The 22,784-nt window shown below is 72.4% G+C and carries 19 protein-coding genes; 10 read left to right on the forward strand and 9 right to left on the reverse strand.

Translation table 11 applies throughout. From position 1 onward, the window contains the following. Nucleotides 1-74 precede the first annotated feature (74 nt). Complete coding sequence (locus ACFWYW_RS31315) at nucleotides 75-1,367, reverse strand: esterase-like activity of phytase family protein (protein WP_379619392.1); 1,293 nt, start codon at nucleotides 1,365-1,367, stop codon at nucleotides 75-77. 148 nt (nucleotides 1,368-1,515) lie between these two features. On the opposite strand from ACFWYW_RS31315, the gene ACFWYW_RS31320 reads away from it, so the two are divergent. Continuing rightward, nucleotides 1,516-2,226, forward strand: coding sequence for a sulfotransferase family protein (locus ACFWYW_RS31320; RefSeq protein ID WP_379619394.1), 711 nt, complete (start codon nucleotides 1,516-1,518; stop codon nucleotides 2,224-2,226). Nucleotides 2,227-2,275: 49 nt separating this feature from the next. Here ACFWYW_RS31320 and ACFWYW_RS31325 read toward each other — a convergent pair whose 3' ends face one another. Further along, nucleotides 2,276-3,016: an alpha/beta fold hydrolase gene (locus ACFWYW_RS31325; protein ID WP_379619396.1), complete on the reverse strand. Its 741-nt coding sequence runs from the start codon at nucleotides 3,014-3,016 to the stop codon at nucleotides 2,276-2,278. A gap of 145 nt (nucleotides 3,017-3,161) precedes the next feature. On the opposite strand from ACFWYW_RS31325, the gene ACFWYW_RS31330 reads away from it, so the two are divergent. Beyond that, nucleotides 3,162-5,105, forward strand: coding sequence for an endo-1,3-alpha-glucanase family glycosylhydrolase (locus ACFWYW_RS31330; RefSeq protein ID WP_379619398.1), 1,944 nt, complete (start codon nucleotides 3,162-3,164; stop codon nucleotides 5,103-5,105). Between the two features lie 263 nt (nucleotides 5,106-5,368). On the opposite strand, the gene ACFWYW_RS31335 is transcribed toward ACFWYW_RS31330, so the two are convergent. Beyond that, on the reverse strand, nucleotides 5,369-6,877 hold the full coding sequence (locus tag ACFWYW_RS31335; protein WP_379609358.1) for an MFS transporter: 1,509 nt from the start codon (nucleotides 6,875-6,877) through the stop codon (nucleotides 5,369-5,371). Nucleotides 6,878-6,941: 64 nt separating this feature from the next. Here ACFWYW_RS31335 and ACFWYW_RS31340 point away from each other — a divergent pair, with 64 nt between their 5' ends. Further along, entirely contained in the window at nucleotides 6,942-9,995 is a 3,054-nt protein-coding gene (locus ACFWYW_RS31340) for a BTAD domain-containing putative transcriptional regulator (protein ID WP_379609359.1), read from the forward strand. A gap of 79 nt (nucleotides 9,996-10,074) precedes the next feature. After that, entirely contained in the window at nucleotides 10,075-10,764 is a 690-nt protein-coding gene (locus tag ACFWYW_RS31345; protein ID WP_379609360.1) for a DUF4097 family beta strand repeat-containing protein, read from the forward strand. Here the strand turns inward: ACFWYW_RS31345 and ACFWYW_RS31350 are convergent. Further along, nucleotides 10,745-11,323 (reverse strand): TetR family transcriptional regulator, encoded by a 579-nt coding sequence (locus ACFWYW_RS31350; protein ID WP_379609361.1) that lies wholly within the window; start codon nucleotides 11,321-11,323, stop codon nucleotides 10,745-10,747. The genes ACFWYW_RS31345 and ACFWYW_RS31350 overlap by 20 nt on opposite strands. Before the next feature lie 72 nt (nucleotides 11,324-11,395). On the opposite strand from ACFWYW_RS31350, the gene ACFWYW_RS31355 reads away from it, so the two are divergent. Next, nucleotides 11,396-12,250 (forward strand): SDR family NAD(P)-dependent oxidoreductase, encoded by an 855-nt coding sequence (locus ACFWYW_RS31355; protein ID WP_379609362.1) that lies wholly within the window; start codon nucleotides 11,396-11,398, stop codon nucleotides 12,248-12,250. Here ACFWYW_RS31355 and ACFWYW_RS31360 read toward each other — a convergent pair. From ACFWYW_RS31360 to ACFWYW_RS31370, 3 genes are read right to left on the reverse strand one after another with little or no spacing between them, the layout of a single operon-like run. Continuing rightward, nucleotides 12,247-12,912, reverse strand: coding sequence for an AIM24 family protein (locus ACFWYW_RS31360; RefSeq protein WP_379609363.1), 666 nt, complete (start codon nucleotides 12,910-12,912; stop codon nucleotides 12,247-12,249). The two genes, ACFWYW_RS31355 and ACFWYW_RS31360, sit on opposite strands and share 4 nt — an antisense overlap. Nucleotides 12,913-12,961: 49 nt before the next feature. Then, complete coding sequence (locus tag ACFWYW_RS31365; protein ID WP_379609364.1) at nucleotides 12,962-14,035, reverse strand: Gfo/Idh/MocA family protein; 1,074 nt, start codon at nucleotides 14,033-14,035, stop codon at nucleotides 12,962-12,964. Next, on the reverse strand, nucleotides 14,032-14,763 hold the full coding sequence (locus tag ACFWYW_RS31370) for a sugar phosphate isomerase/epimerase family protein (protein ID WP_379609365.1): 732 nt from the start codon (nucleotides 14,761-14,763) through the stop codon (nucleotides 14,032-14,034). Before ACFWYW_RS31370 ends, ACFWYW_RS31365 begins: the two co-directional genes overlap by 4 nt. A gap of 58 nt (nucleotides 14,764-14,821) precedes the next feature. Between ACFWYW_RS31370 and ACFWYW_RS31375 the strand changes: the two genes are divergently transcribed. Further along, the gene (locus ACFWYW_RS31375; protein WP_379609366.1) at nucleotides 14,822-15,253 is read left to right on the forward strand and encodes a hypothetical protein; all 432 of its coding nucleotides are present in this window, start codon (nucleotides 14,822-14,824) and stop codon (nucleotides 15,251-15,253) included. On the opposite strand, the gene ACFWYW_RS31380 is transcribed toward ACFWYW_RS31375, so the two are convergent. Further along, entirely contained in the window at nucleotides 15,244-16,203 is a 960-nt protein-coding gene (locus ACFWYW_RS31380; protein ID WP_379609368.1) for a GlxA family transcriptional regulator, read from the reverse strand. The genes ACFWYW_RS31375 and ACFWYW_RS31380 overlap by 10 nt on opposite strands. 71 nt (nucleotides 16,204-16,274) lie before the next feature. Between ACFWYW_RS31380 and ACFWYW_RS31385 the strand changes: the two genes are divergently transcribed. Together ACFWYW_RS31385 and ACFWYW_RS31390 are read left to right on the forward strand one after the other, a co-directional pair. Next, entirely contained in the window at nucleotides 16,275-17,561 is a 1,287-nt protein-coding gene (locus ACFWYW_RS31385; protein ID WP_379609369.1) for an MFS transporter, read from the forward strand. After that, complete coding sequence (locus ACFWYW_RS31390) at nucleotides 17,545-18,207, forward strand: peptidyl-tRNA hydrolase (RefSeq protein ID WP_379609371.1); 663 nt, start codon at nucleotides 17,545-17,547, stop codon at nucleotides 18,205-18,207. The genes ACFWYW_RS31385 and ACFWYW_RS31390 overlap by 17 nt, the downstream gene beginning before the upstream one ends. On the opposite strand, the gene ACFWYW_RS31395 is transcribed toward ACFWYW_RS31390, so the two are convergent. Beyond that, entirely contained in the window at nucleotides 18,194-19,150 is a 957-nt protein-coding gene (locus ACFWYW_RS31395) for a DUF3616 domain-containing protein (RefSeq protein WP_379609372.1), read from the reverse strand. The genes ACFWYW_RS31390 and ACFWYW_RS31395 overlap by 14 nt on opposite strands. A gap of 98 nt (nucleotides 19,151-19,248) precedes the next feature. On the opposite strand from ACFWYW_RS31395, the gene ACFWYW_RS31400 reads away from it, so the two are divergent. Together ACFWYW_RS31400 and ftsH are read left to right on the forward strand one after the other, a co-directional pair. Further along, the gene (locus ACFWYW_RS31400) at nucleotides 19,249-20,280 is read left to right on the forward strand and encodes a hypothetical protein (protein ID WP_379641127.1); all 1,032 of its coding nucleotides are present in this window, start codon (nucleotides 19,249-19,251) and stop codon (nucleotides 20,278-20,280) included. A 5-nt stretch (nucleotides 20,281-20,285) separates the two neighbouring features. Then, nucleotides 20,286-22,430 carry an ATP-dependent zinc metalloprotease FtsH gene (ftsH, locus tag ACFWYW_RS31405; RefSeq protein WP_379609376.1) on the forward strand — a complete coding sequence of 715 codons (2,145 nt, stop codon included), beginning with the start codon at nucleotides 20,286-20,288 and terminating at the stop codon, nucleotides 22,428-22,430. Nucleotides 22,431-22,784: the final 354 nt, after the last annotated feature.

Genomic DNA, 22,784 nt, shown 5'->3' on the forward strand with positions numbered 1-22,784 from the left:
TAGGGGGCGGCCCGCCACCGTGACCCAGCGGGCCACCACGATGGATGAGCTGAGGATGGGCGCCCGCGGAACGGTCAGCGCAGCGGGCGAGGCAGGCGGATGGTGATGAGGTGGCTCTTGACGCCGGAGTCGATCAGCCGGCCGTCCTCGCCGAACGTGCCGAGGCCGAAGTCGTTGTCGTTGGCGATCACGAGGGTCCTGGGGTCGAGCAGGGTCACGCCCTCGATCTTGCCGGGCAGGCCGGGGACGGCCGCCAGGTCGACGGCGAGCTCCTTCTTGGCCGGCTTCACCGAGGCGGGCAGCGAAGACTCCAGCGACGGCTTGGTGGCCGGGTCGTCGTGGCCGCCGCCGGCGAGGTCGGTGGCGCGGCGCAGGTCCACGGTGTAGAGACGGGCGACCGCGTCGGTACGCTCCTGCAGCAGCAGGCGGCCCGGCGACAGCACGGTGAGCGCGGAGATCTTCATGTCGCCCTGCTCGGCCTTGGGGTCGAAGGTGGCGACGTTCTCCATGGTGTGGGCCCACTCGCCGGTCGGCCGCCCGGTACGCAGGTCGACGCGCAGGATGCGGGCGGTGCTGGAGGCCTTGCCGGTCTTCTTGTCCGGGTTGGCCAGCGGGCTCTGCACGGCCACGTAGAGCGCGTTCTCGCGGCGCGACACGTCGACGGCCTCGAAGCCGCGGTTCTGCTGCCGGGTGGCGAGTACGGCGGGCAGCGTCTCCTTCACCGGGTACTTCGCGCCCTTCAGCCCGAGCCCCTTCGGCACGTAGCGGGTCAGGACGCGCCCGTCGGAGCCGACGTGCACCAGCGAGGGCGCGTACTCGTCGACCAGCCAGAAGCCGCCGCGCCCGTCGGGCACGATGTCCTCGGTGTCCAGGCCGCCCGGGTCGTAGGCGAGCTCTTCCTGCCCGTCCCAGCCGTAGGGCACCTCGTCGTGGCCGGACTGGTTGGACAGGCCGGTGATCGGGGTGCCGTCGGCGTTCTTGATGGTGATGGTCCTGGTGATCGCGGCCTTGCCGTTCTTCGCGGACACGCGCACGATGGCCGGCGCGAACTCGGGCACCGGGAACGTGCGCCGCTTCTCCCCGTTGACCTTCGGCTCGCCGTTGGGCCCGCGGTCGGTCACCATCCAGTAGTCGCCGCGCCGGCCGGCCGGGTACAGGCCGCTGCCGATCCCGCCGAGCTTGACCCCGCGGTCGTCCTGGACCAGGCCCTTCTCGAAGTCGGCCAGGGTGGGCGCGGGCAGGACGACATCCGAGGTGACCTGGGCCGCGGCGCCGCCTCGGCGGGGGCGGCCGCGACGGTGGTGAGGGCGGCCGCGGCGGCCAGCCCGGCGATCAATGAACGGGACACGACGCTTCCTAACGATCAAAAGTGTGGCAATGGCCCCCGGAAGCTAGCGATGCCCGGCGTCCGTTCGCTGAAGCACGGATGAACGGCCCTTGACGTCCACGTCAACTCCTTCAATGTTGAACCGGTTTCCGCGCCCGCCCGTTGTGCACGATGAGAGGAGCGGTCTCATGGTCGAGGTCATTGGCGCGGGCATGGGGCGGACCGGTACCTACTCCCTGCGCCTGGCGCTGGAAGCGCTCGGGTACCGGCCCTGCCACCACATGTCGTCCCTGGGCGAGCGCGAGGAGCTGATCCCGAGGTGGGAGGCGGCCGTGCGGGGTGAGGCGGTCGACTGGCCGGACCTGCTGACCGGCTTCCGCGCCGCCTGCGACTGGCCCGCCTGCTCGTTCTGGCGGGAGCTGGCCGGGGCGTTCCCGAAGGCGAAGATCGTGCTCACCGTACGCGACCCGGCACGCTGGTACGCCAGCGCCCACCGCACCATCTACCACTTCATGGCCCGCAAACCGGGCGTGCGCGGCCTGGTCATGCGGCTGGAGGACGCGTTCTACCCGTCGCTGGCCAGGCGCCGCGCCCTGGCTCAGCGGCTGATCTGGGAGGACACCTTCGGCGGCCGGTTCGGCGAGCCGGAGCACGCCATGGAGGTGTTCCGCCGGCACAACGACGCGGTCATGGCCGAGGTGCCCGCCGACCGGCTGCTGGTCTTCGACGTGCGCGAGGGCTGGGCGCCGCTGTGCGAGTTCCTGGGTACGGCGGTGCCCGCCCTCCCGTTCCCGCACGTCAACCAGGCGGAGTCGTTCATCAGGACGGCCGCCTCACGCCGCCGCAGGGTGCTGACCCTGCGCAGGGTGGCGCCGGAGAAGGGTTCGGCGATCAGGTGAGAGTTCGGTGATCGGGTGAGGGTTCGGTGATCGGGTGAGGGTTCAGTGATCAGGTGAGGAAGGTCAGCGCGTCGGGGGCGAAGCGGCGGTCGGTGAAGGTGCCGCTGTGGCTTCGGCCCGCGTAGACGGTCAGGCGGGCGCCGGGGATGCCCGCCGCCGTCTGCCTGGCCAGCTCCAGCGGGTAGACCACGTCCTTCTCGCCGTGGACGAGCAGGGTGGGCGCCTTGATGTCGGCCAGCCTGCCGCGCAGGTCGAAGCCGTCCTCGGCGTTGAGCATGGTGGCGGCGTCGGAGTGGTCGGCCGAGCCGTCGGACAGCCACAGGAGAGCGGACAGGAGCCCGCGGGCGAGCGGTGACGGGGTGACGAGTTCGGCCAGGGCGGGGCTGGGGCGCCTGCCCTGGCGGGCGCGGTCGATGTAGGCCCGCTGCGCGCGCTTGCCGATCGGGCCCAGCGTGCCTGCCGTACCGGCGAGGACGAGGCGTTCGACCAGGTCGGGGTGGTCGGCGGCGAGTTGTTGCGCGACCGAGCCGCCTGTGGAGACGCCCAGCACCCGGGCGGGGCCGTCGAAGCCGGCGGTGTAGACGGCGGCGAGTTCGGCCATGGTCGTGTCCGGGGCCAGCCCCGGCGGGCGGTTGAGCAGGTGGACGGTGAAGCGCTCGGTGAACGGCTTGAGCATCCGCATCGCCGACCAGCGGGCGAGCCCGGCGGGGTTGGCCGCCCGCGGCGTGAACAGCAGCACCACCAGGGGCGGGCCCTGGCCCACCGTGATGCGCGGCAGGTCGTCCCTCATCGCGGTTCCTTCCGTATGAACAATCTGGTTTTTTGTTCATAGTACGCCGCGGAGAAACGGCTGACCGGATGTTGATATTTCGGGTCATTTCATGGCAAGGCGGGCAATATGATCACGCGCAACGAACCCCACACCCGGAGATCACATGCTGCGCAAGCCCTGGTTATCCGCCGTCATGGCGATGGCCGTCGCGATCATGAGTGCCCCGCCGGCCTCCGCACAGGCCGCCGCCGAGCCCAAGACCGTGACGGTGCAGGCCTCCGCCGACACCTACGTCAGCGAGACCAGTCCCACGGCGGACCACGCGGACTTCACCTGGATGTCGGCCTTCAACGGGCCCGGCAACGAGCGCTTCGGCCTGGTGCGCTTCAACGTCACCGGCATCCCGGAGGGCGCCGAGGTCAAGGCGACGCTGGAGATCCACTCCGTGCGCACCACGGACACCGCGCTGGCCGTGCGCAAGACCACGTCCGCGTGGGACGAGCACGTTCTCTACACCAACAGGCCCACGCTCGGCGCCACCGCCGGCACCAAAACCGGCTTCACCGCCGGCCAGCAGGCCAAGATCGACCTGTCGGGTGCGGTGACCGGCGACGGCACGTACGCCTTCGCGCTGACCAGCACCGGCGGCGTCCAGGGCGTCTTCCACTCCTCGCGCGCGACCGCCACCGGCGCCGTCCCGCCGCGCCTGGTCATCACCTACACCACGGCGGAGAAGCCGCCGGTGCCCGCCGGGCCGCTGCCGTTCGACCTGCCGTCGATCAGCACGCTGCGGGCCTCGGAGAAGAAGGTGTTCGCGCACTACTTCACGCCCTACCCGATCTCGCTGGACAACAAGGCGGGCGCCGAGGACTACTACGCCCGCAACTACCTCAACCCGGCCGGTGAGAGCGGCAAGCACGCCGCGTACGGCGGGCTCCTGCGCGACCGCCCCCTGCCCAGAGCGCCCAAGACCGGCGACTGGCAACTGGCCGACATGGAGAGCGAGATCCGCCTGGCCAGGACGGCCGGGCTCGACGGCTTCACCGTCGACGTGCTCTCGCTGACCAGCCAACACTGGACCCGGCTCAAGCTGCTCGTCCAGGCCGCCAAGAACGTCGACCCCGGCTTCAAGATCGTCCTGATGCCGGACATGAACGGCCTCAAGAGCGTCACCCCCACCCAGCTCGCCGCCTCCATGGCCGAACTGGCCCAGCACTCCACCGTCTACCGCCTGGCCGACAAGCGCCTGGTCGTCTCGCCGTTCAAGGCGGAGAACCAGCCGGTCTCGTGGTGGAAGGAGTTCATGGACACCATGCAGGCCAAGCACGGCGTCAAGGTGGCGTTCGTGCCCGTCTTCCTGAACTTCTCCACCCACGCCAAGGCGTACGCGCCCATCAGCTACGGCTTCTCCAACTGGGGCAACCGCAGCCCCGCGCAGCAGGCGGGCATCGCCTCCAACATCAAGCTCGCCCACGACCTGGGCAAGATCTGGATGCAGCCGGTCTCCGTCCAGGACGAGCGGCCCAACCAGGGCATCTACGACGAGGCCAACAACACCGAGAACCTCCGCCTGACATGGGACAAGTCCATCACCGGCGGGGCCGACTGGGTGCAGCTCACCACCTGGAACGACTTCTCCGAAGGCACCCAGTTCACGCCGTCCACGCACAACGGCGGCGCGTACCTGGACCTCACGTCCTACTACCTGACCAAGTTCAAGACCGGCAAGACGCCGGCGATCGTCCGTGACACCGTCTACCTCACGCACCGCCTGCAGAAGGCGGCGCAACGGCCCTCGGGCGGCTCGCAGACCAAGTTCATGGTCCCGAGGGGCGGCACCAGCACCCCGCGCGACACCGTCGAGGTCCTCGCCTTCCTGACCGGGGCCGCCACCGTCCAGGCCACCGTCGGCGGGGCGGCCAAGAAGGCCGACGTCGCCGCCGGGATCACCGCCACGACCTTCCCGCTGGCGTACGGCAAGCACAGCGCCTCGATCGTGCGGGCCGGGAAGACCACCGCCAAGGTCGTCTCCCCGTTCGAGGTCAAGTCCAGCCTGCCCAACCAGGACCTGCAGTACGTGGCCGCCACCAGCGGCCGCCAGTCCTGACCGGCGCCTGAAAGGCCCGGACCGCCAAGCGGCGGTCCGGGCCTTTCCCGGCACGTGCACAAGCGACCGGTACGTGGACACGCGGCCGGTACGTGGACACGCGGCCGGTACGTGGACACGCGGCCGGTACGTGGACACGCAGCCGGTACGTGGACACGCGGCCGGTACGTGCACACGCGGCCGGTACGTGCACACGCGGCCGGTATGTGCACAAGCGACCGGGGCGCGTGCGCGCCCCGGTACGCGCACGCGCCACCGGTAGGTCACGAGCGGCGCTGGGTGACCACCGCCAGCACCGCCGCCCCCGCCATGAGCACCGCGCCGATCGCCGCGACCGTGGTGAGCCCGCCGGTGAACGCCTCCTTCGCCGCCCCCAGCACCTGCCCGGCCAGCGGCGCCCCCAGCCCGTCGGCCGTCGCGACCGCGGTGGCCAGGCTCTCGCGCACCCCTTCCGCGGCGGTCGCCGGCACGCCGTCCAGGGCGGGTGAGCCGGTCATGGCGCCCCGGTAGGCCGCGGTCCCGACGCTGCCCAGGATCGCGATGCCCAGCGCGAGGCCCAGTTCGCCGCTGGTCTCGCCGAGCGCCGACGCCGCCCCCGCCTTCTCCGGCGGCGCCGCCCCCACGACCAGGTCGGTGCTGAGCACGCTGACCGGCCCCGAGCCCACGTAGAGCAGGAAGAAGGCGCCCAGCAGCAACAGCGGCGTCGCCGTCGTCACCTGCGTCATCAGCGCGAACCCCACCGTCGACAGCACGAGCGACCCGGCCAGCACGTGCCCGGCCGGAATCCGCCTGGCCAGCAGCGGCGCGGCCATCGACGTCACGACCAGGCCGACCGCCGGAGCCAGCAGCCACAGGCCCGCCCGCAGGGGCGGCAGCCCGGCGATCAGCTGAAGGTACTGGGTGACGAACAGGTAGACGGCGCCCAGCGTGGCCAGGCTGATCAGCATGATGAACAGGGCGCCGCTGAAGGCCCGGTTGCCGAACAACCTCAGGTCGAGCAGCGGGTCGGCCAGCCGCCGCTGCCTGCGCACGAAGGCCGCTCCCGCCGCCAGCCCGGCCACCAGGGCGATCAGGGGGAGGGGACGCGGGCCGTACACGGGAAGCTCCTTGATCGCGAAGGTGATCGGGAGCAGGGTCGCCAGCGACAGCAGGACGCTCGGCAGGTCCAGCCGCCCGGCGCCCGGGTCGCGGAACTCCGGCAGCAGGAACGGCGCCGCCACCAGCAGGATCGCCATCACCGGAACGCCCAGCAGGAACACCGACCCCCACCAGAAGTTCTCCAGCAGCAGCCCGCCCACGACCGGCCCGAGCGCGATGCCGACCGAGAACATCGTCGCCCACACCCCGATCGCCAGCCCGCGCTCGCGCGGGTCGCGGAACATGTTGCTGATCAAGGACAGCGTGGACGGCATGATCGTGGCACCGGCCACCCCCAGCAGCGTGCGGGCGGCGATCAGCATTTCGGCGCTGGTGGAGTAGGCGGCCAGCACCGACGCTGCCCCGAACGCCGCCGCGCCCGTCAGCAGCAGCCGGCGGCGTCCTATGCGGTCGCCGAGCGTGCCCATCGTCACCAGGAAACCGGCGATCATGAAGCCGTAGATGTCGATGATCCACAAGGTCTGGGTGCTGGATGGTTTCAGGTCGGCGCCCAGGTGCGGGACCGCCAGATGCAGCACCGTGACGTCCAGCGACAGCAACAACGTGGGCAGGGCCAGGACGGCCAGGCCGATCCACTCCTTGGGGCCGGCTTTGAGCTCGATGTCGGTTCTCATGCGGTCAGGGTGGCCGTGGGCGCTGACGGTCGGCTGAGGGCCGTCTGAGGGTAGGTTGGACGCCATGCGTTTCGGGGTGCTCGGCCCGCTCGAGGTGTGGACGGACGGCGGTGAGCCGGTGCGGGTCCCCGAGGTGAAGGTGCGCGCGCTCCTGGCCGACCTGCTCGTCGAGCCCGGCCGCCCGGTGAGCGCCGACCGCCTGGCCGCCGACCTGTGGGGCGACGACCTGCCGGGCGACCCCGCCAACTCGCTGCAGGGCAAGGTCTCGCAGTTGCGGCGGGCGCTGGGTGTCAAGGACCTCGTGGCGTACGGCCCCGCCGGCTACCTCCTGCGGATCGACCCGGACTCCGTGGACAGCGGCCGCTTCACCACATTGCTGGCCGAAGGCCGGGCCAGCGCCGACCCCCGCGAGCGCTCCGCGATCCTGGGCCGGGCGCTGGCGCTGTGGCGCGGCCCCGCCTTCGCCGGCTTCCGCGACGAGGCGTTCGCCACGGCCGCGATCGCCCGCCTCGAAGAGCAACGGCTGACCGCGCTGGAAGAACGCGCCGAGGCCCGCCTGGAGCTGGGCGAGCACGGGGCGCTCGCGGGCGAGCTGGCCGGCCTCGCCGCCGCCCACCCGCTGCGCGAGCGCCTGCGCGCCGCCCACATGCGGGCCCTCTACCTCTCCGGCCGCCAGGCCGAGGCGCTGGCCGCCTTCGCCGACCTGCGCGCGCAACTGGCCGGGGAACTCGGCCTCGACCCCGGCCCCGAGCTGACCGCACTCCACCAGGCCATCCTCGAACACGCGCCCGGCCTGCGGCCCCGTGCGCCGCTCTCCCCGTCGGAGCTGATCGGCAGGGACCAGGAGGTGGCCGAGGTCAGGGCGACGCTGGGCACGGCGCGGCTGGTCACGCTGACCGGCCCCGGCGGCGTGGGAAAGACCCGGCTCGCGCTGGCCGCCGCCGGGGGCCTCGACGGCGCGCTCGTGGTCGAGCTCGCGGGACGGCACCGCCCGGGAAGCGCCAACGCCGACGAGGTGGCCGAGGCGATCGCCACCGCCCTCGACCTCCGCGACGAGGCCCCCACACCCGAGGCCACGGCGGCCGAGGTGCCGCGGATCATCCGGCGCCTGGTCGGCGCCCTGCGCAGCCGGGGAACCCTGCTCGTCCTGGACAACTGCGAGCACCTCATCGAACCCGTCGCCGAACTGGCGGGCATCCTCCTGCGCGAGGTGCCGGAGCTACGCGTGCTGGCCACCAGCCAGGAGCCGCTGGCCCTGACCGGCGAGGTCCTGCTGGCCGTGCCGCCGTTGCGCGCCCCCGAGCCGGACGCCGACCTGGCCACCCTGCGCGCGGCCGGAGCGGTACGCCTGTTCGTGGCCAGAGCCGCCGCCTCCGCACCGGGGTTCGCGCTCGACGAGGGCAACGCGGCCGACGTCGCCGCGATCTGCCGCCGCCTCGACGGCCTCCCGCTCGCGCTGGAGCTGGCCGCCACGAGGGTCCGCGCGCTGGGCGTACGCGGGCTGGCCGAGCGTCTCGACGACCGGTTCCGGCTGCTGGCCTCCGGCCGCCGCGACGCCCCCGCCCGCCAGCGCACCCTCCGCGCGATGATCGACTGGAGCTGGGAGCTGCTCAGCGAGCCCGAACGCGTGGTGCTGCGCCGCCTGGCCGTCCACGCGGAGGGCTGCACGCTGGAGGCGGCCGAGGAGGTCTGCGCGGGCGGGGAGGTGGCCGCGGACGACGTTCTCGACCTGCTGTCGCGGCTCGTGGACCGCTCGCTGGTCGTGACCGCGGACGGGGCGCGCTACCGGCTGCTGGAGTCGGTCGCGGCCTACTGCGTGGAACGGCTGTGCGCCGCCGGCGAGCTCGACGAGGTACGCCGCCGCCGCGACGACCACTACGCGGACCTGGCCGGGCGGGCGGCGCCGTACCTGCATGGCGAGGACCAGCGGCGCTGGCTGGACCGGCTGGACGACGAGTCGGCCAATCTCAGGAACGTCCTGGACGAGGCGCTCCACCGGGGCGCGGCCGGGCTCGCGGTGCGGCTGGTGACCGCGCTGGCCTGGTACTGGTATCTGCGCGGACGTCACCGGGAGGCGTACCGGGCGATGGGCGCGGTGCTGGAGCTGACCGCCGACGGCCGGGTGCTGGCCTGGCACACCGGCTTCGCGCTGCTCGACGCCGACGGCGAGGACCGCCGCGAGCGCAGCCGGCGCGCCCTGGACCTGCTCGAAGCCGACCCGCGGGCACGCGGCATGGCGGCGTGGTTCCTCGCCTTCACCCACCTGAACTTCGGCGACCTGTCGGCCAGCGAGAAGCTGGCCGAGGTCGCCCTGGACGACTTCACCGAGACCGGCGACGCGTGGGGCCTGGCCGCCGTGCTCGCCGTCAAGGCGGGGCAGGCGACGTTCCGCGGCGACCTGGCCGGGCTGGAACGCCACGGCTCCGACAGCGCGCGCCGCTTCCGGCGGCTCGGCGAACGCTGGGGCCAGGTCCAGATCGGCGACACGCTGGGCTTCCTCGCCGAGGTCAACGGCGACTACGAGCGGGCCGCCGCCCTGCACGCCGAGGGGGTGCGGATCGCCGAGGAGGTCGGCCTGTACCTGGACGTCTCCTTCCGGCTGTCCGGCCTCGGCCGCATCGCCATGCTCACGGGCGACTACGAGGCGGCCGTACGCCACCACGAGCGGGCGCTGCGGGTGGCCCAGGAGTGCTCGCACACGTTCGGGGTGCAGTACGCCGAGGTGGGGCTGGGCATGGTGGCCCGCCGTCAGGGCCGCCTCGACGACGCGGAGGCGCACCTGAACCGGTGGCTGGCGTGGACCCGCGCGCTGGAGGCCGACTACGGCATGGCCCTGCTCCTGGCCGAGCTGGGCTTCGTCGCGGAGTTGCGCGGCGACGCCGGCCGCGCCCGCCGCCTGCACGAGGAGGGTCTGGCCGCGGCGCGCAGCAGCGGCGATCCCCGCGCGAAGGCGCTCGCCCTGGAGGGCCTGGCCGGGGCCCGCTCACTGGCGGGCGAGAACGCCGAGGCCGCCGCGCTGCTGGAGCAGGCCGCGCGGCTGCGCGCGTCGGCGGGCGCGCCCCTGCCGGAGGCCGAACGCCGTGACGTGGACCGTATCTCGGCCCGCATCCGCGGCTGACCTCCCGGGGTTCCCCCGAGGGCGGGTCAGGGGTGTACCCGGATGTGGGGCGCAGGCCCGGTTCGACAGGATGACGGTCATGAAGACGATGGTGTTGGCGGGCGGCCTGCTGGCCTCCGCGGTGTTGCTGACGGGGTGCGGGCTGCAGAACATCGGGAAGGCGGCCAACCAGGAGACGGTCGACTACTCGGTGACGGACAAGGTGGTGAAGCTCCGCCTGGCCGGCGGCTCGGGCGACACCGAGATCCGCGAGGGCACCGGCGGCGCCATCAAGGTCGTGGAGACGCTGAAGTGGAACTCCGACAAGCCCAAGACCGAGCACAAGGTCGAGGGCGACACGCTGGTCATGAAGTACGACTGCCCGGCGGCCATGGACAACTGCAGCGTCAACTACAAGATCGAGGTGCCCAAGGGTCTCCAGCTCGACCTGGAGACCGGCTCGGGGGACATCGCGCTCAAGGGCGTGACCGGGCCGATCGTGGCCAGTGTGGGCTCGGGGGATCTGGTGGGCACGGGACTGCTCGGCAAGACGGTCTCGGTGAAGACCGGCTCCGGTGACACCAAGCTGACCTACGCCGCCGCCCCCGACGAGGTGAACCTGGTCACCGGCTCCGGCAACTCCGTGATCGAGCTGCCCGCGGGGCCGTACGCGATCCAGGCCGTCGCCGACTCCGGCGACGCCAACGTCTCGGTGAAGAACGACCCGTCCGCCACCCGCAAGGTCTCGGTCAAGGCCGGCTCCGGGGACGTCAGCGTCCTGCCCGTGTAGGGGCGAACAGCGCGAACGCCTGGTCGACGAGGGCGAGCCGGTCGGCTCGCCCGCCGGAGCGCGTCCAGGCGCGCGCCACGCAGTCAAGGGCGGCCCCGGCCGCCGCGGTGAGCAGGTCGGCGGTGAAGGGGTCCAGCCCCGGCCGGGCGGCCACCGCCCGCGCGATCTGCTCGCGCGTCTCATCCCGTTTCTGGTGGTAGCGGGCCCGCAGCGACGGGCTCGACTCGATCAGCCGCAGGCGCTCCAGCGCCTGCCGCTCGTCGTCGATGCGCTGCTCCCATGTACGCAGCACCGTGCGCAGGCTGGTCCAGGCGTCTTCTCCGGCCGGGCGGGCCGCGATCTCCGCGGCGATCCGCTCGCCCATGAAGTCGATCTCGCCCAGGACCACGTCCTCCTTGACCGGGAAGTAGCGGAAGAAGCTGCGCTTGGACATGCCGGCGGCCTGGACGATGTCGTCCACCGTGGTCTCGTCGAAGCCGCGCTCGGCGAACAGCCGCCTGGCCACCTCCACAACCTCCGCGCGCACCGCGCGCTTGGTCCGCTCCCTCAATCCCGTCATGCCCGGAGTATACCCGTTGACATTTGTGGCACTAGATGCCACTTTTAGGCCATCGCTCTGATGGGAGATGGCATGCACGGGAAGACAGTCCTGATCACCGGCAGCACCGCGGGCATCGGCAAGGAGACGGCGCGCGCCCTGGTGGCCCGCGGCGCGCACGTGATCCTGGTCGGCCGCGATCCCGCCCGTGCGGAGGCGGCCGCGACCGAACTGGCCCGCGGCACCGGCCGGGCCGAGGCCATGACCGCCGACGTGTCCGACCTGCGCGGCCTGCGCGAGCTGGCCGCCCGCGTACGCGAGCGCGGCGGCCGGCTCGACGCGCTCGTCAACAACGCCGGCGCCAACACCGGCAGCAGGCGGCTGACCGCCGACGGCGTGGAGACGATGTTCGCCGCCCACGTGCTGGCGCCCTACACGCTCACCTGGGAACTGCTCCCGCTGCTGCGCGGCGGCGGCCGGGTCGTCAACGTCACCGGCGGCATCCCCGGCGCCCCGATCGAGCTGGACAACCTACAGGCGGAGAAGCGCTTCCTGGGCTGGACGTTCAGCCAGTACAACCACACCAAGACGATGCTCATGGCGATGAGCCACCGGATGGCGGAACGGCTGCGCGAGCACGACGTGGCGGTCAACGTGGTCTACCCCGGCCACGGCGACACGCCGATGAACCGGCAGATCGCGATGTCCGCCTTCCCCTACGTCTACCGGCCCCTGGCGCCGCTGGTCAGGCTGATCGCGCCGCTGGCCTTCGGCGACCTGGCCAAGCCCGCGCGCTCCAGCGTCCACCTCGCCGCCAGTGACGAGGTGGACGGCGTGAGCGGCGCCTACTTCGGCCAGAACCTGCGGCGCCGCCCGTGGCCCGGGACCGTGCTGGACGAGCGCGTCCGCGACGCGGTCTGGGACCTGTGCGAAAAGCTGAGCGCCTAGGACGCGGACGGGATCGGCGGGCCCTCGCTCGCCTGCACCAGCACGAAGCCCTGCCCCTGGAAGGCCAGCTGCATGGCCTCGCCGCTGCCCCGCCCGATCAGCGCTCCCGCCTTGAAGGTGCGGTTGACGCCCACGTTGAGCCCCGCGCTCCAGCACACCGCCGACTGCCCGTCGGCGAACGTCGGCGCCTGCCCCGCGTCCAGCATGACCGGGCTGCCGTGGGCGGTCACCGCCACCCAGCCGGTTCCCGTGACCGTGGTGTTGAACAGCCCCCCGGCGGCCACGCCCGCCCCCTGCACCCGGTTGATGTCCCAGGCCAGCTGCGGCTCGAAGGCCAGCAGGTTGCGGCCGTTGACGGTCAGGCCCTCGTTCTCCAGGTAGAACAGGTGGATGTCGTCGGCGTTGTCGGCGAGGTAGAGCAGGCCGTCGCCCTTCACCCGCATGAGCGGCACGCCCTCGCCGGTCATGACCTTCTTGAAGAGCTTGCTCACGCCGCCCGAGCCTTCGTAGTCGAAGGTCATCTGGCCCTGGAAGGCCACCATGGAGCCCTGGCGGGCCAGGACTTCCTGCGGCAGCCGTACCCGCAGCATCTTGGTGTTCTGCAGCGCGAAGGAGCCCTGCGCCTGCTGGGGGTCGAGGTTGCCGAAGAAGGAGCTACGCATGTCCCGGTCAACGCGCGGATCCCGGCTTCGGTTCCCCGACCCCCTCCGATCAGTCCAGCCAGCCGTCCGGCAGCGGTTCTGGCAGCGGGGCGCTCGTGCGCAGGCGCCGGAACTCGCCCCGCTCGGCCGACTCCGTGATCGCGGTCATGATCTCCAGGACGTGCAGGCCGAGCGCGCCGGAGGCCCGGTGGGGCGTGCCGTCACGCAGCGACCTGACCAGGTCCAGGACGCCCATGCCACGCCCGACCTGCGAGCCCTCGACGGGCAGCTCGCGCCAGTCGGCCTCCCGCGGCCCGCGCACCAGCAGCGGCCCGCCGAAGGTGTTGGGGTCGGGCAGCGACAGCGCGCCCTCGGTGCCGAGGATCTCGATCCGCCGCCTCGGGACGGCCGAGTCGAAGCTGAACGTCGCCGACACCGACGGCCCGCTCGCCAGGTCGATCAGCGCGTGCACGTGCGTGGCCACCTCGACGGGGAACGTCGTGCCCGCCCTCGGTCCCGCGCCCGCCACCCGCACCTCACGGGCCCTGCGCGTGCTGCCCGCCACCTGTACGGCGGGGCCGAGCAGCGCGGCCAGCGCCGTGAGGTAGTACGGCCCGAGGTCGAACATGGGCCCGCCGCCCCGCAGATAGAAGAACTCGGGACTGGGATGCCACGCCTCCGGCCCCATCCCCTGCACGGCCGCGGTGACCGCGACAGGCTCGCCGATGATCCCCGAGCGCAGCGCCCGCCCCGCCGACTGCAGCCCGGCGCCGAGGAAGGTGTCGGGGGCGCTGCCCACGCGCAATCCCAGCCCCTCGGCCTCCGTCAGCAGCTTCTCGCCCTCGTCCAGGTCGAGCGCGAGCGGTTTCTCCCCGTACACGTGCTTGCCGGCCCGCAGCGCCGCCAGGCCGACGGCCGCGTGCGCGGCCGGCACGGTGAGGTTGACCACGATCTCGACCTCGGGCACCGCCAGCACAGAGGCCAGGTCGCCGGAGACCGGCACCCCGTGCTCGGCGGCGACCGCGGCCGCCCGCGCGGTGTCGAGGTCGGCGACCCCGATCACCTCGATCTCCGGGAAGTCGGCCAGGACGCGCAGGTAGGCGGCGCTGATCACACCGGCGCCGACGATCGCCACGCCGGTCATCGCACCTCCAGCGCGCTGAGGTAGGCGTGGCTGGCGGCCAGGGCGTCGAAGATGTCGCCGTCGCAGGAGTCGAGCTCGACGATCCGCAGCGCGCCGGGCTTGGCCGACAGGATCTCCGGCACCGGCACGACGCCGGAGCCGACGGCCGTGTGCGGCTGGTCCTTCACCCCCGGCCCGTCCTTGACGTGCAGGGCCAGCACCCGGTCGCCGAGGCGGCGCAGCAGCGCGGGCACGTCGGCGCCGCCGACGTAGGCCCAGTAGGTGTCGACCTCCAGGAAGATCTCGGGGGCCAGGAGTTCGAGCGCGTGCCGGCCGTCGATCATCGGCTCGATCTCCCACCAGTGGTTGTGGTAGCCGATCCGCACGCCGTACTCGCGGCCCTGCTCCGCCAGGGCCAGCAGTCGCTCCGAGGTGCGCAGCAGGCCGTCGTGGCTCGTGAACTCCTCGTGCGCGATGCCGCCCGGGATGATCGCCAGCTCGGCGCCGAGGGTGGCGATGGCCTCGAAGACGGGGCCGGTCTCCTCGCCGAGCAGCGCGTACGCGTGGGTGCTCGGAACGGCCAGGCCGAGCTCGTCGCAGAGCTCGCGCATGCCCCGGGGGTCGTTCATGGGGTCGAAGGGCTCGACCGCGCGGTAGCCGATGCCGGCGATCCGGCGCAGCGTTCCGTCACGGTCGGCTGACAAAGGGTCGCGGACGGAGTAGAGCTGGACGTTGAGGGGATTGATCATCAACTCTCCAAGGCAGGTGGCCGCTCCACCCATTCGACCACGCCGCTATTTTAGGGACGTGACCTCCCCTATCAAGCTCGACGTCTCGCTGGGTGCGGGCCTGCGCAGCGGATGCGGCTGCGCGAGCCTCGTGGTGCTGATCCTCGTGGCCATGGCCAGCATGTCGGCGCTGGGCGCGGGCATGACGACGTTCCAGACCGCGGTGACGCTGGGGTTGTTCGCCGGGATCCCGATCCTGGGGCTGATCGGGGTCTGGATCTTCCTCAGGCGCGGCACGGCGGCCTGGCTGGAGGGGACGACGCTGGTCAGGAAGGTCGCGTACCGGACCGTCCGGGTCGACCTGACGCGTGCCACGCTCGTCTACACCGGCCACTCGCTGATCGTGCGGGAGCCGGAGACGGGTTCGTTCCGGCTCGCGCTGCGTACCCCGCTGCCCGAGGACGTCGTCGACTTCCTCAAGGAGCACGCCGGCTCGCGGCGTCAGACCTGAACCGCCCGCGTGAACGTGTTGCGGTAGGCCAGCGGCGAGACCCCGACCGCGGCGTGCAGGTTCTGGCGCAGGGAGACCGCCGTGCCGAACCCGGCCCGCCTGGCCACCTCGTCCACCGGCAGGTCCGTCGCCTCCAGCAGGTCCCTGGCGTGCCCGACCCGCTGCCCGGTCAGCCACTTGGCCGGGCTCAGCCCGGTCTCCTCGCGAAAGCGCCTGGTGAACGTGCGCACGCTCATGCCCGCGTGCGCCGCCAGCGTGGCCAGGTCGAGCGGCTCGGCCAGCCGGCCGAGCATCCAGGCGCGGGTGGCCGCGGTGCTGGTGCCGGCGGGGTCGGGCAGCGGCCGGTCGATGTACTGCGCCTGCCCGCCCTCACGCGAGGGCGGCATCACGCACCGGCGGGCGGCCCGGTTGGCCACCTCGCTGCCGAAGTCGCGCCTGATCACATGCAGGCACAGGTCGAGCCCGGCGGCCACACCCGCCGAGGTGAGCACGTCGCCGTCGTCGATGTACAGCACGTCCGGGTCCAGCTCGACCAGCGGGAACAACGACGCGAACCGCGCCGCCTCCCGCCAGTGCGTGGTGGCCGGGCGGCCGTCGAGCAGCCCGGCGGCGGCCAGCACGAACGCGCCCGTGCAGATCGACATGACGCGCCGGTGCCCCTGGAGCGCGGCGCGCACGTCGCCGGGGAGCGTGCCGTCCACCATCACCGGGCCGCCGTGCACGCCGGTCACGAGCACGGTGTCGGCGGTCTCGAGCACGCCGAGATCGTGGTCGGGCGTCACCGAGTACCCGGCGTCGCAGCGCACCGGCAGCCCGCCCGGCGAGCACGTCACGATCTCGTAGAGCTTCTCGCCGTCCGGCGTCTCCGCCACCCGGAACACCTGGCCGGGCACACCGAGGTCGAGCGTGGCGAACTGGTCGAGCACGACGACCGCGACACGATGCACCATGGCCTGATTCTTTCACATATTGGCCCTCCGGCCACTTTCGCCCGCGTCGCCGGATCGATCAGCATGATCCGGTGAGAAGACTGCACCGTGCTTGGCTGGTGGCGGCCGTGGCCTTCGTGGCCATCCTCGGCGCCGCCGGCTTCCGCGCCACCCCCGGCGTCCTGATAGAGCCGCTCCAGCGCGAGTTCGGCTGGTCCACCGCGACGATCTCGCTGGCCGTCTCCATCAACCTCGTCCTGTACGGCCTGACCGCCCCCTTCGCCGCCGCCCTCATGGACCGCTTCGGCATGCGCCGCGTGGTCTCGGTCGCCCTGCTGCTGGTCGCGGCGGGCAGCGGCGGCACCCTGGCCATGACCGCGTCGTGGCAGCTCCTGCTGTTCTGGGGCGTCCTGGTCGGGCTGGGCACCGGCTCCATGGCGCTGGTCTTCGCCGCGACCGTCACCGACCGCTGGTTCGTACGGCACCGCGGCCTGGTCACCGGCCTGCTCACCGCGGCGGGCGCCACCGGGCAGCTCATCTTCCTGCCCGTGCTGGCCCACCTGGCCGAGGGGCCGGGATGGCGGGTGGCCTCGCTGACCGTGGCCGGGTGCGCGCTGGTCGTCGTCCCGCTCGTGTGGTGGCTGCTGCGCGACCACCCGGCCGACGTGGGCACCACCGCGCTGGGGGCCGAGCCGGGGGCGGGCCGTACGGAGCCGCCCGCCGTCAACGCGGCGGTCAGGGCGCTGTCGGTGCTCAGGTCGGCGGCGCGCACGCGGCCCTTCTGGTTCCTGGCCGGCGGCTTCGCCATCTGCGGCGCCAGCACCAACGGACTGGTCAGCACCCACTTCATCCCCGCCGCGCACGACCACGGCATGCCCCAGGCGAGCGCCGCAGGGCTGCTCGCGCTGGTGGGGATCTTCGACGTCGTCGGCACCGTCGCCTCCGGCTGGCTCAGCGACCGGATGGACGCGCGCATCCTGCTCGGCGTCTACTACGCGCTGCGCGGACTGTCGCTGATGGTGCTGCCGGGGCTGTTCGCCGCCACCACCGAACCGAGCATGCTCGTCTTCATCATCTTCTACGGCCTCGACTGGGTGGCCACCGTGCCGCCCACCGTCGCGCTCTGCCGCAAGATCTACGGCGCCGACGGCGGCGTGGTGTTCGGCTGGGTGTTCGGCTCCCACCAGATCGGCGCCGCGATCGCCGCCGTGCTGGCCGGCCTCACCCGCGACCAGCTCGGCACCTACGACCTGGCCTGGTACGCCGCCGGCGCGCTCTGCCTGGTCGCCGCCGCGCTCTCGCTGGCCATCGGAAGGGGGTCGCGCCCGCTCGCGGGGACGCCGTCGGGCATGCTGGTCAGCGATGAACGACGAGCTTGAACTGAGGGTCCTCCCGCTGGTGGTCAGGATCGAGCGGACCGCGCCGCCCGAGCGCACCGACGCGCTGGAGGCGGCCGCCATGGCCGTGCTGAGCGTCCTGGCCGACCCGGGGGAGTGGAGCGAGGAACTGCTCGCCTGGCAGGCCACCGGGAAGATCCGCAAGGTGGTGCGCCGGGCGCGCGGGGCCGAGTGGGCGCGGGTGCTGGCGCTGCCGGGCCGTACCGTCGAGCATCGGTCGGCCGAGGTCCGCGTGCATCCGCCCGTCCCGCTCGACGGGTGGCCCAAGGACCTGTCCCGGCTTCAGGTGTCCGGCACCGACCTGGCCGACAGCGCCGCCGTACCGGCCGCCGAGCCGCCCGTCCTGTGGGAGAACCCCGCGCTGGAGATGAGCGCGGGCAAGGCCATGGCGCAGGCCGGGCACGCCGCCCAGCTGGCCTGGTGGGCCAGCGGGACGGCCGAGCGGGCGGCCTGGATCGAGCGCGGGCTGGCCGTCTCCGTGCGCACGGCGCCCTCGCGCGAGCGCTTCGACGCGCTGTCCGGCAGCGGGCTGCCGGTGGTGCGCGACGCCGGGTTCACCGAGATCGCGCCGGGCTCGTGCACGTTCGTCGCGGAGGCGCCCTGGCTGGCGGGCTCTAGAGCGCGATGATGTCGGCCAGCACGCCGCCCTGCGGGGTGAGGCGGTGCGGACCCGGCGAGTCGTAGACCACCATCAACCGCCCGTCCGGCAGCATCGCCAGGCCCTCCGGATGGTCGAAGCCGATCCCGAACGGCAGCTCGGCGACGGTCTCCAGGTCCTGGGCGCCGACCACGTCCGTGTGCTTGCCCGCCCGCCAGCGCACCACCCGCACCGGCCCGTCCAGGTCCATGCTGGGGCCGGTGAGCAGCAGCAGGTCACCGTCGTAGGGGCACAGGTCCCGCACGCCCAGCCCGCCCAGGTCCAGGAAGTGCTTCTTGTATGGCGTCGCCAGCCTCAGCCTGCCCCGGTCGGCCGGGACCGGGTTCACCTCCAGCACCACGGCCCAGCCCCGCAGCACCGGACCGCGCAGGCCCAGGAAGACCCGCCGGCCGATGACCGCGATGCCCTCGATGTCCAGGCCGTTGTCCTTGCCGGGCAGCGCCAGGAACGGGGCGAGGTGCTCGTCGTCGTCCAGGTGCCGGGCCAGGTTCTCCTTGCCGGACATGATCTCGCCGGGCAGCGGGCTGTTGGTGACCGGGTCCAGCGGGAGGCGTACCAGGATGAACCGGTTCTCCTCGCGCAGCACCGTGGCCAGGCGCTTGGCGGCCTTCTCCGGGTCCTTGGACTTGGGCTTGCGCCGCTTGAGGCTGTGGGAACCCACCAGCCACAGCTGGCCGTCGGTCCTGGCCAGGCCCTCGATGTCGGCCTCGTCGTGCGGGCCGGCGGGCAGGTCCACGTAGTCGGCCAGATGGAACGTTCGCTGGTCGTCGTAGCGCTCGCCGTTCCAGGCGAGGTGTTCGATCGTGGCGGTCTCGTCACCGGCCAGCCAGAGGCCGGCGCCGTCGTGACGTACCGCGGACAGGTTGGTGTGGGTCAGCGTCTCCCGCGAGGCGGGATCGAATCGGAGCTCCACCTGGTGCACCCTGCCATGATGACACTTCCATAGCTTCTTGCACGCAATAGCTGGATTTGTCGTACGCTCCCGTCGTGCTCGATGGGGAAGGTGGGACCGTGGGTTCCCGTGTGACAACGGCGGACAAGCCGAAGAACGCCTCCCCGCCAAGGCGTTCCCGCATCGGCGACCTGCGCATGCGGGACGTCTATCGCGGGCTCGCCGTGCTCGTCGCGGCGGCGGTCGCCGTCGTCGCTGTCGTGCTCGCACTTCCCTCCCGGCCGGACGAGGTCGCGGAACGGCCGGTCGCCGCGCCATCGACCGCCCCGCCGACCTCGTCCGGTGCTTTGCCGGCCGCCCCGTCGGGTGTCCCATCCGCCGCCCCCTCCGGTGCCTTGTCGGCGGCCCCGTCCGGTGCTCCGTCGGCCGCTCCGTCCGGTGCTCCGTCCGGGTCGCCGGCCGCCGTTCCGCCCGCCGGCAACGTTCATCCCGCCGGTACGGCCCAGCCCGCCGTCACCCCGTCCGCGGCCGTGCCCGCGCTCCCCAGCCCGGCGCCGTCGGTCTCCCAGGCGGCGGCGCGGCCCACGCCCTCGCCCGGCGCGTCCCTGGCGCCCGGATACACGGCCATGGAGGCCTTCCACGCCGACCCCCGGCTGCCGGAGGTGCCGGGGAAGCCGAAGAAGGCCGTGCTGCCCAAGCCGGGCCGCCGCGTGCTCGCGGACAAGCGGAGCGGCGTGGCCGTACCCCTGCTGGGCAGGCCTTGGAAGCGGCACCGCGGCGCGCCGTTCACCAGCAAGCAGGTGCTCCCCAAGCTGCGCGGCCGCGCCGAGCGCGGCATGATCGTGAGCTGCCCCGTCCCGATCGAGGCGCAGAAGAACCCGCGCGACACCGCGCTGCTGGCCGCCCGCTGGACGCTCAACCTCCACCCCAAGGGCGCCACCGTCCGCTGGCTGACCTCACAGCGGGTCAAGGGCGGCTGGGCGACGATCTACCAGGTCAAGTACGGCAAGCGGTCCTCTGTCGCCGCCGTCGTCGTGCTGGACGGGGGAATGGCCAAGCCGGGACTGGTGTTCGCTTCGATACCGGACACGCAACGTAAGCGTTGGCGTGACATCTACCGCGTCGTCTCTGGTGCCCGTGTTCTAGGGTAGAGATCATGGATGCGGCGATTTGGGGGAGTGACGCCGTGGAACGCTCTGGGCCGCCTCAGGAGCAGGACAAGAACAAGCAGAAGCCCTGGCGCGCCGAGGGCCTCCCGGGTGGTTCCGGCACCGGACGTCCCAAGATCAATTGGTGGCGCTTCGTCGTGACACTGCTCGTGGTGTACGCGGGCTTCTTCCTGATCTCCTCGTTCTTCGACAGCGAGCCGGTGGAGACGATCTCCTACACGGAGTTCACCAAGCAGGTGACGGCGAACAACGTCAAGGACGTCTACGCCGAGGGCACCGCGGTCCAGGGCGACCTGAAGGCCGCGGCCACGGACCCCGACGACAAGAAGCAGTACACGAAGTTCGAGACGGAGATCCCGGTCTTCGCCAACACCGACCAGCTCTACCAGCAGCTCACCTCCGCCGGAGTGCAGATCAAGGCCGCTCCCGTCGGCGGGCGCGGGCTCTTCCTGAACCTGTTGCTGTCGTTGCTGCCCGTGCTGCTGCTCGCGGCCCTGTGGATCTGGGTGATGCGCCGCGGCGCCAGCATGATGGGCGGCGGCGGCCTGGGCGGGCTCGGCAAGTCGAAGGCCGCCAAGCCGGTCGAGAGCTCCAAGATCCGGGTCACGTTCGACGACGTGGCCGGCATCGACGAGGTCGAGAACGAACTCGTCGAGATCGTCGACTACCTGAAGGACCCGGGCAAGTACCGCAAGCTCGGCGCCAAGCTGCCCAAGGGCGTGCTGCTCGCCGGCCCGCCCGGAACCGGCAAGACGCTGCTGGCCCGCGCCGTGGCCGGTGAGGCCAACGTGCCGTTCTTCTCCGCCAGCGCCTCCGAGTTCATCGAGATGATCGTCGGCGTGGGCGCCTCCCGGGTGCGCGACCTGTTCGAGGAAGCGCGCAAGGTCGCCCCGGCGATCGTGTTCATCGACGAGATCGACGCCATCGGCCGCGCCCGCGGCGGCGCCTCCGGCCTCGGCGGGCACGACGAGCGCGAGCAGACGCTCAACCAGATCCTCACCGAGATGGACGGATTCTCCGGCGCCGAGGGCGTCATCGTCATCGGCGCCACCAACCGGCCCGAGGTCCTCGACCCCGCCCTGCTGCGCCCCGGCCGCTTCGACCGGACCGTACAGGTCGGCCTGCCCGACGCGGCCGGCCGTAGCGCCATCCTCAAGGTGCACACCCGCGGCGTACCGCTGGCCGCCGAGGTCAGCCTCGACCAGCTCGCCAAGACCACCCCCGGCATGACCGGCGCCGACCTGGCCAACCTCGTCAACGAGGCGGCGCTGCTGGCCGCCAAGCGCGGCAAGGAAAAGGTCGGCACCGCCGACTTCGCCGACGCGCTGGAGAAACTGCAGCTCGGCGCCGCCCGCAGCATCGTCATGCCGGAGGAGGAGCGGGTCAGGACCGCCTACCACGAGGCCGGGCACGCGCTGCTCGGCATGCTCCAGCCCGGCGCGGACCCGGTCAGGAAGATCTCGATCATCCCGCGCGGCCGGGCGCTCGGCGTCACCCTGTCCACGCCCGACACCGACCGCTACGCCTACGACGAGAAGTACCTGCGCGGCCGCATCGCCGGCGCCCTGGGCGGCATGGCCGCCGAGCAGGTCGTGTACGACATCATCACCACCGGCGCCGAGAACGACCTGGAGCAGGTCACCATGATCGCGCGGGGCATGGTGGGCCGGTGGGGCATGTCCGCCAAGGTCGGCCCGCTCACCATCCTCCCGAACGACGGCCAGCAGCCCCAGGCCTCACCCGCCACCCTCGCCACCGTGGACGAGGAGACCCGCCGGATCGTGGACGAGTGCTACGAGGTGGCAGTCCGCATCCTGACGGAGAACCGCGACAAGCTGGAAGCCATCGTGGTGGCGTTGCTGGAGCACGAGACGCTGGACGAGGCGGGCGCCTACGCGGCGGCCGGGGTCACCCGGCCGGTGAACACCCCGCTCGAAGCCCCGCGCGCCAACGGCGAACTGCCTCGGGGCACGGACGCTCCCTCGGGCCCGGCGCCGCTGCCGGAGCCGTCGGTGGACGGGTCGCCGGTGGCCGACGCGACCGCGTCGGACGTGTCCGCCCCGCTCCCTCCGTCCTCGAACGGCGTCCCGAACGGGGTTGCGGGCGAGCCTTCCGACACACCCAAGTCCTGAGACGCCTTCCGGAGGCCCTGAGCTCGGGCCGGTTCCCTCCTTCATCTGGAGGGAGCCCGGTTCCCACAGGGCTTCCGAGAGGCGCTGATTCCCGCCGGTCTTCCTGTGGAAGGTCCGGTTCCCCGCCAAGGTGTCGCGGGGCCCTGTTCCGGCCGCCTTGCCGAGGGCCCTGGCTCCTGTCTTCCGCATGGCGGCCCCGGTTCCCTCGCGTGTCTTTCGAGGGTCCCGGATCCCTTGGGGCTTTCGTGAGGCTCCGGGTTTCATGAAGCCCGGCTCCAGAGCTTGCGCGGGGGCGCCGGTTCCTGCCGCGCTTCCGGCGACGCTTGGGTTGCGGCCTTCCGCGTGGTGGCCCCC

Source organism: Nonomuraea sp. NPDC059023, assembly GCF_042740095.1.
GTDB lineage: Bacteria > Actinomycetota > Actinomycetes > Streptosporangiales > Streptosporangiaceae > Nonomuraea.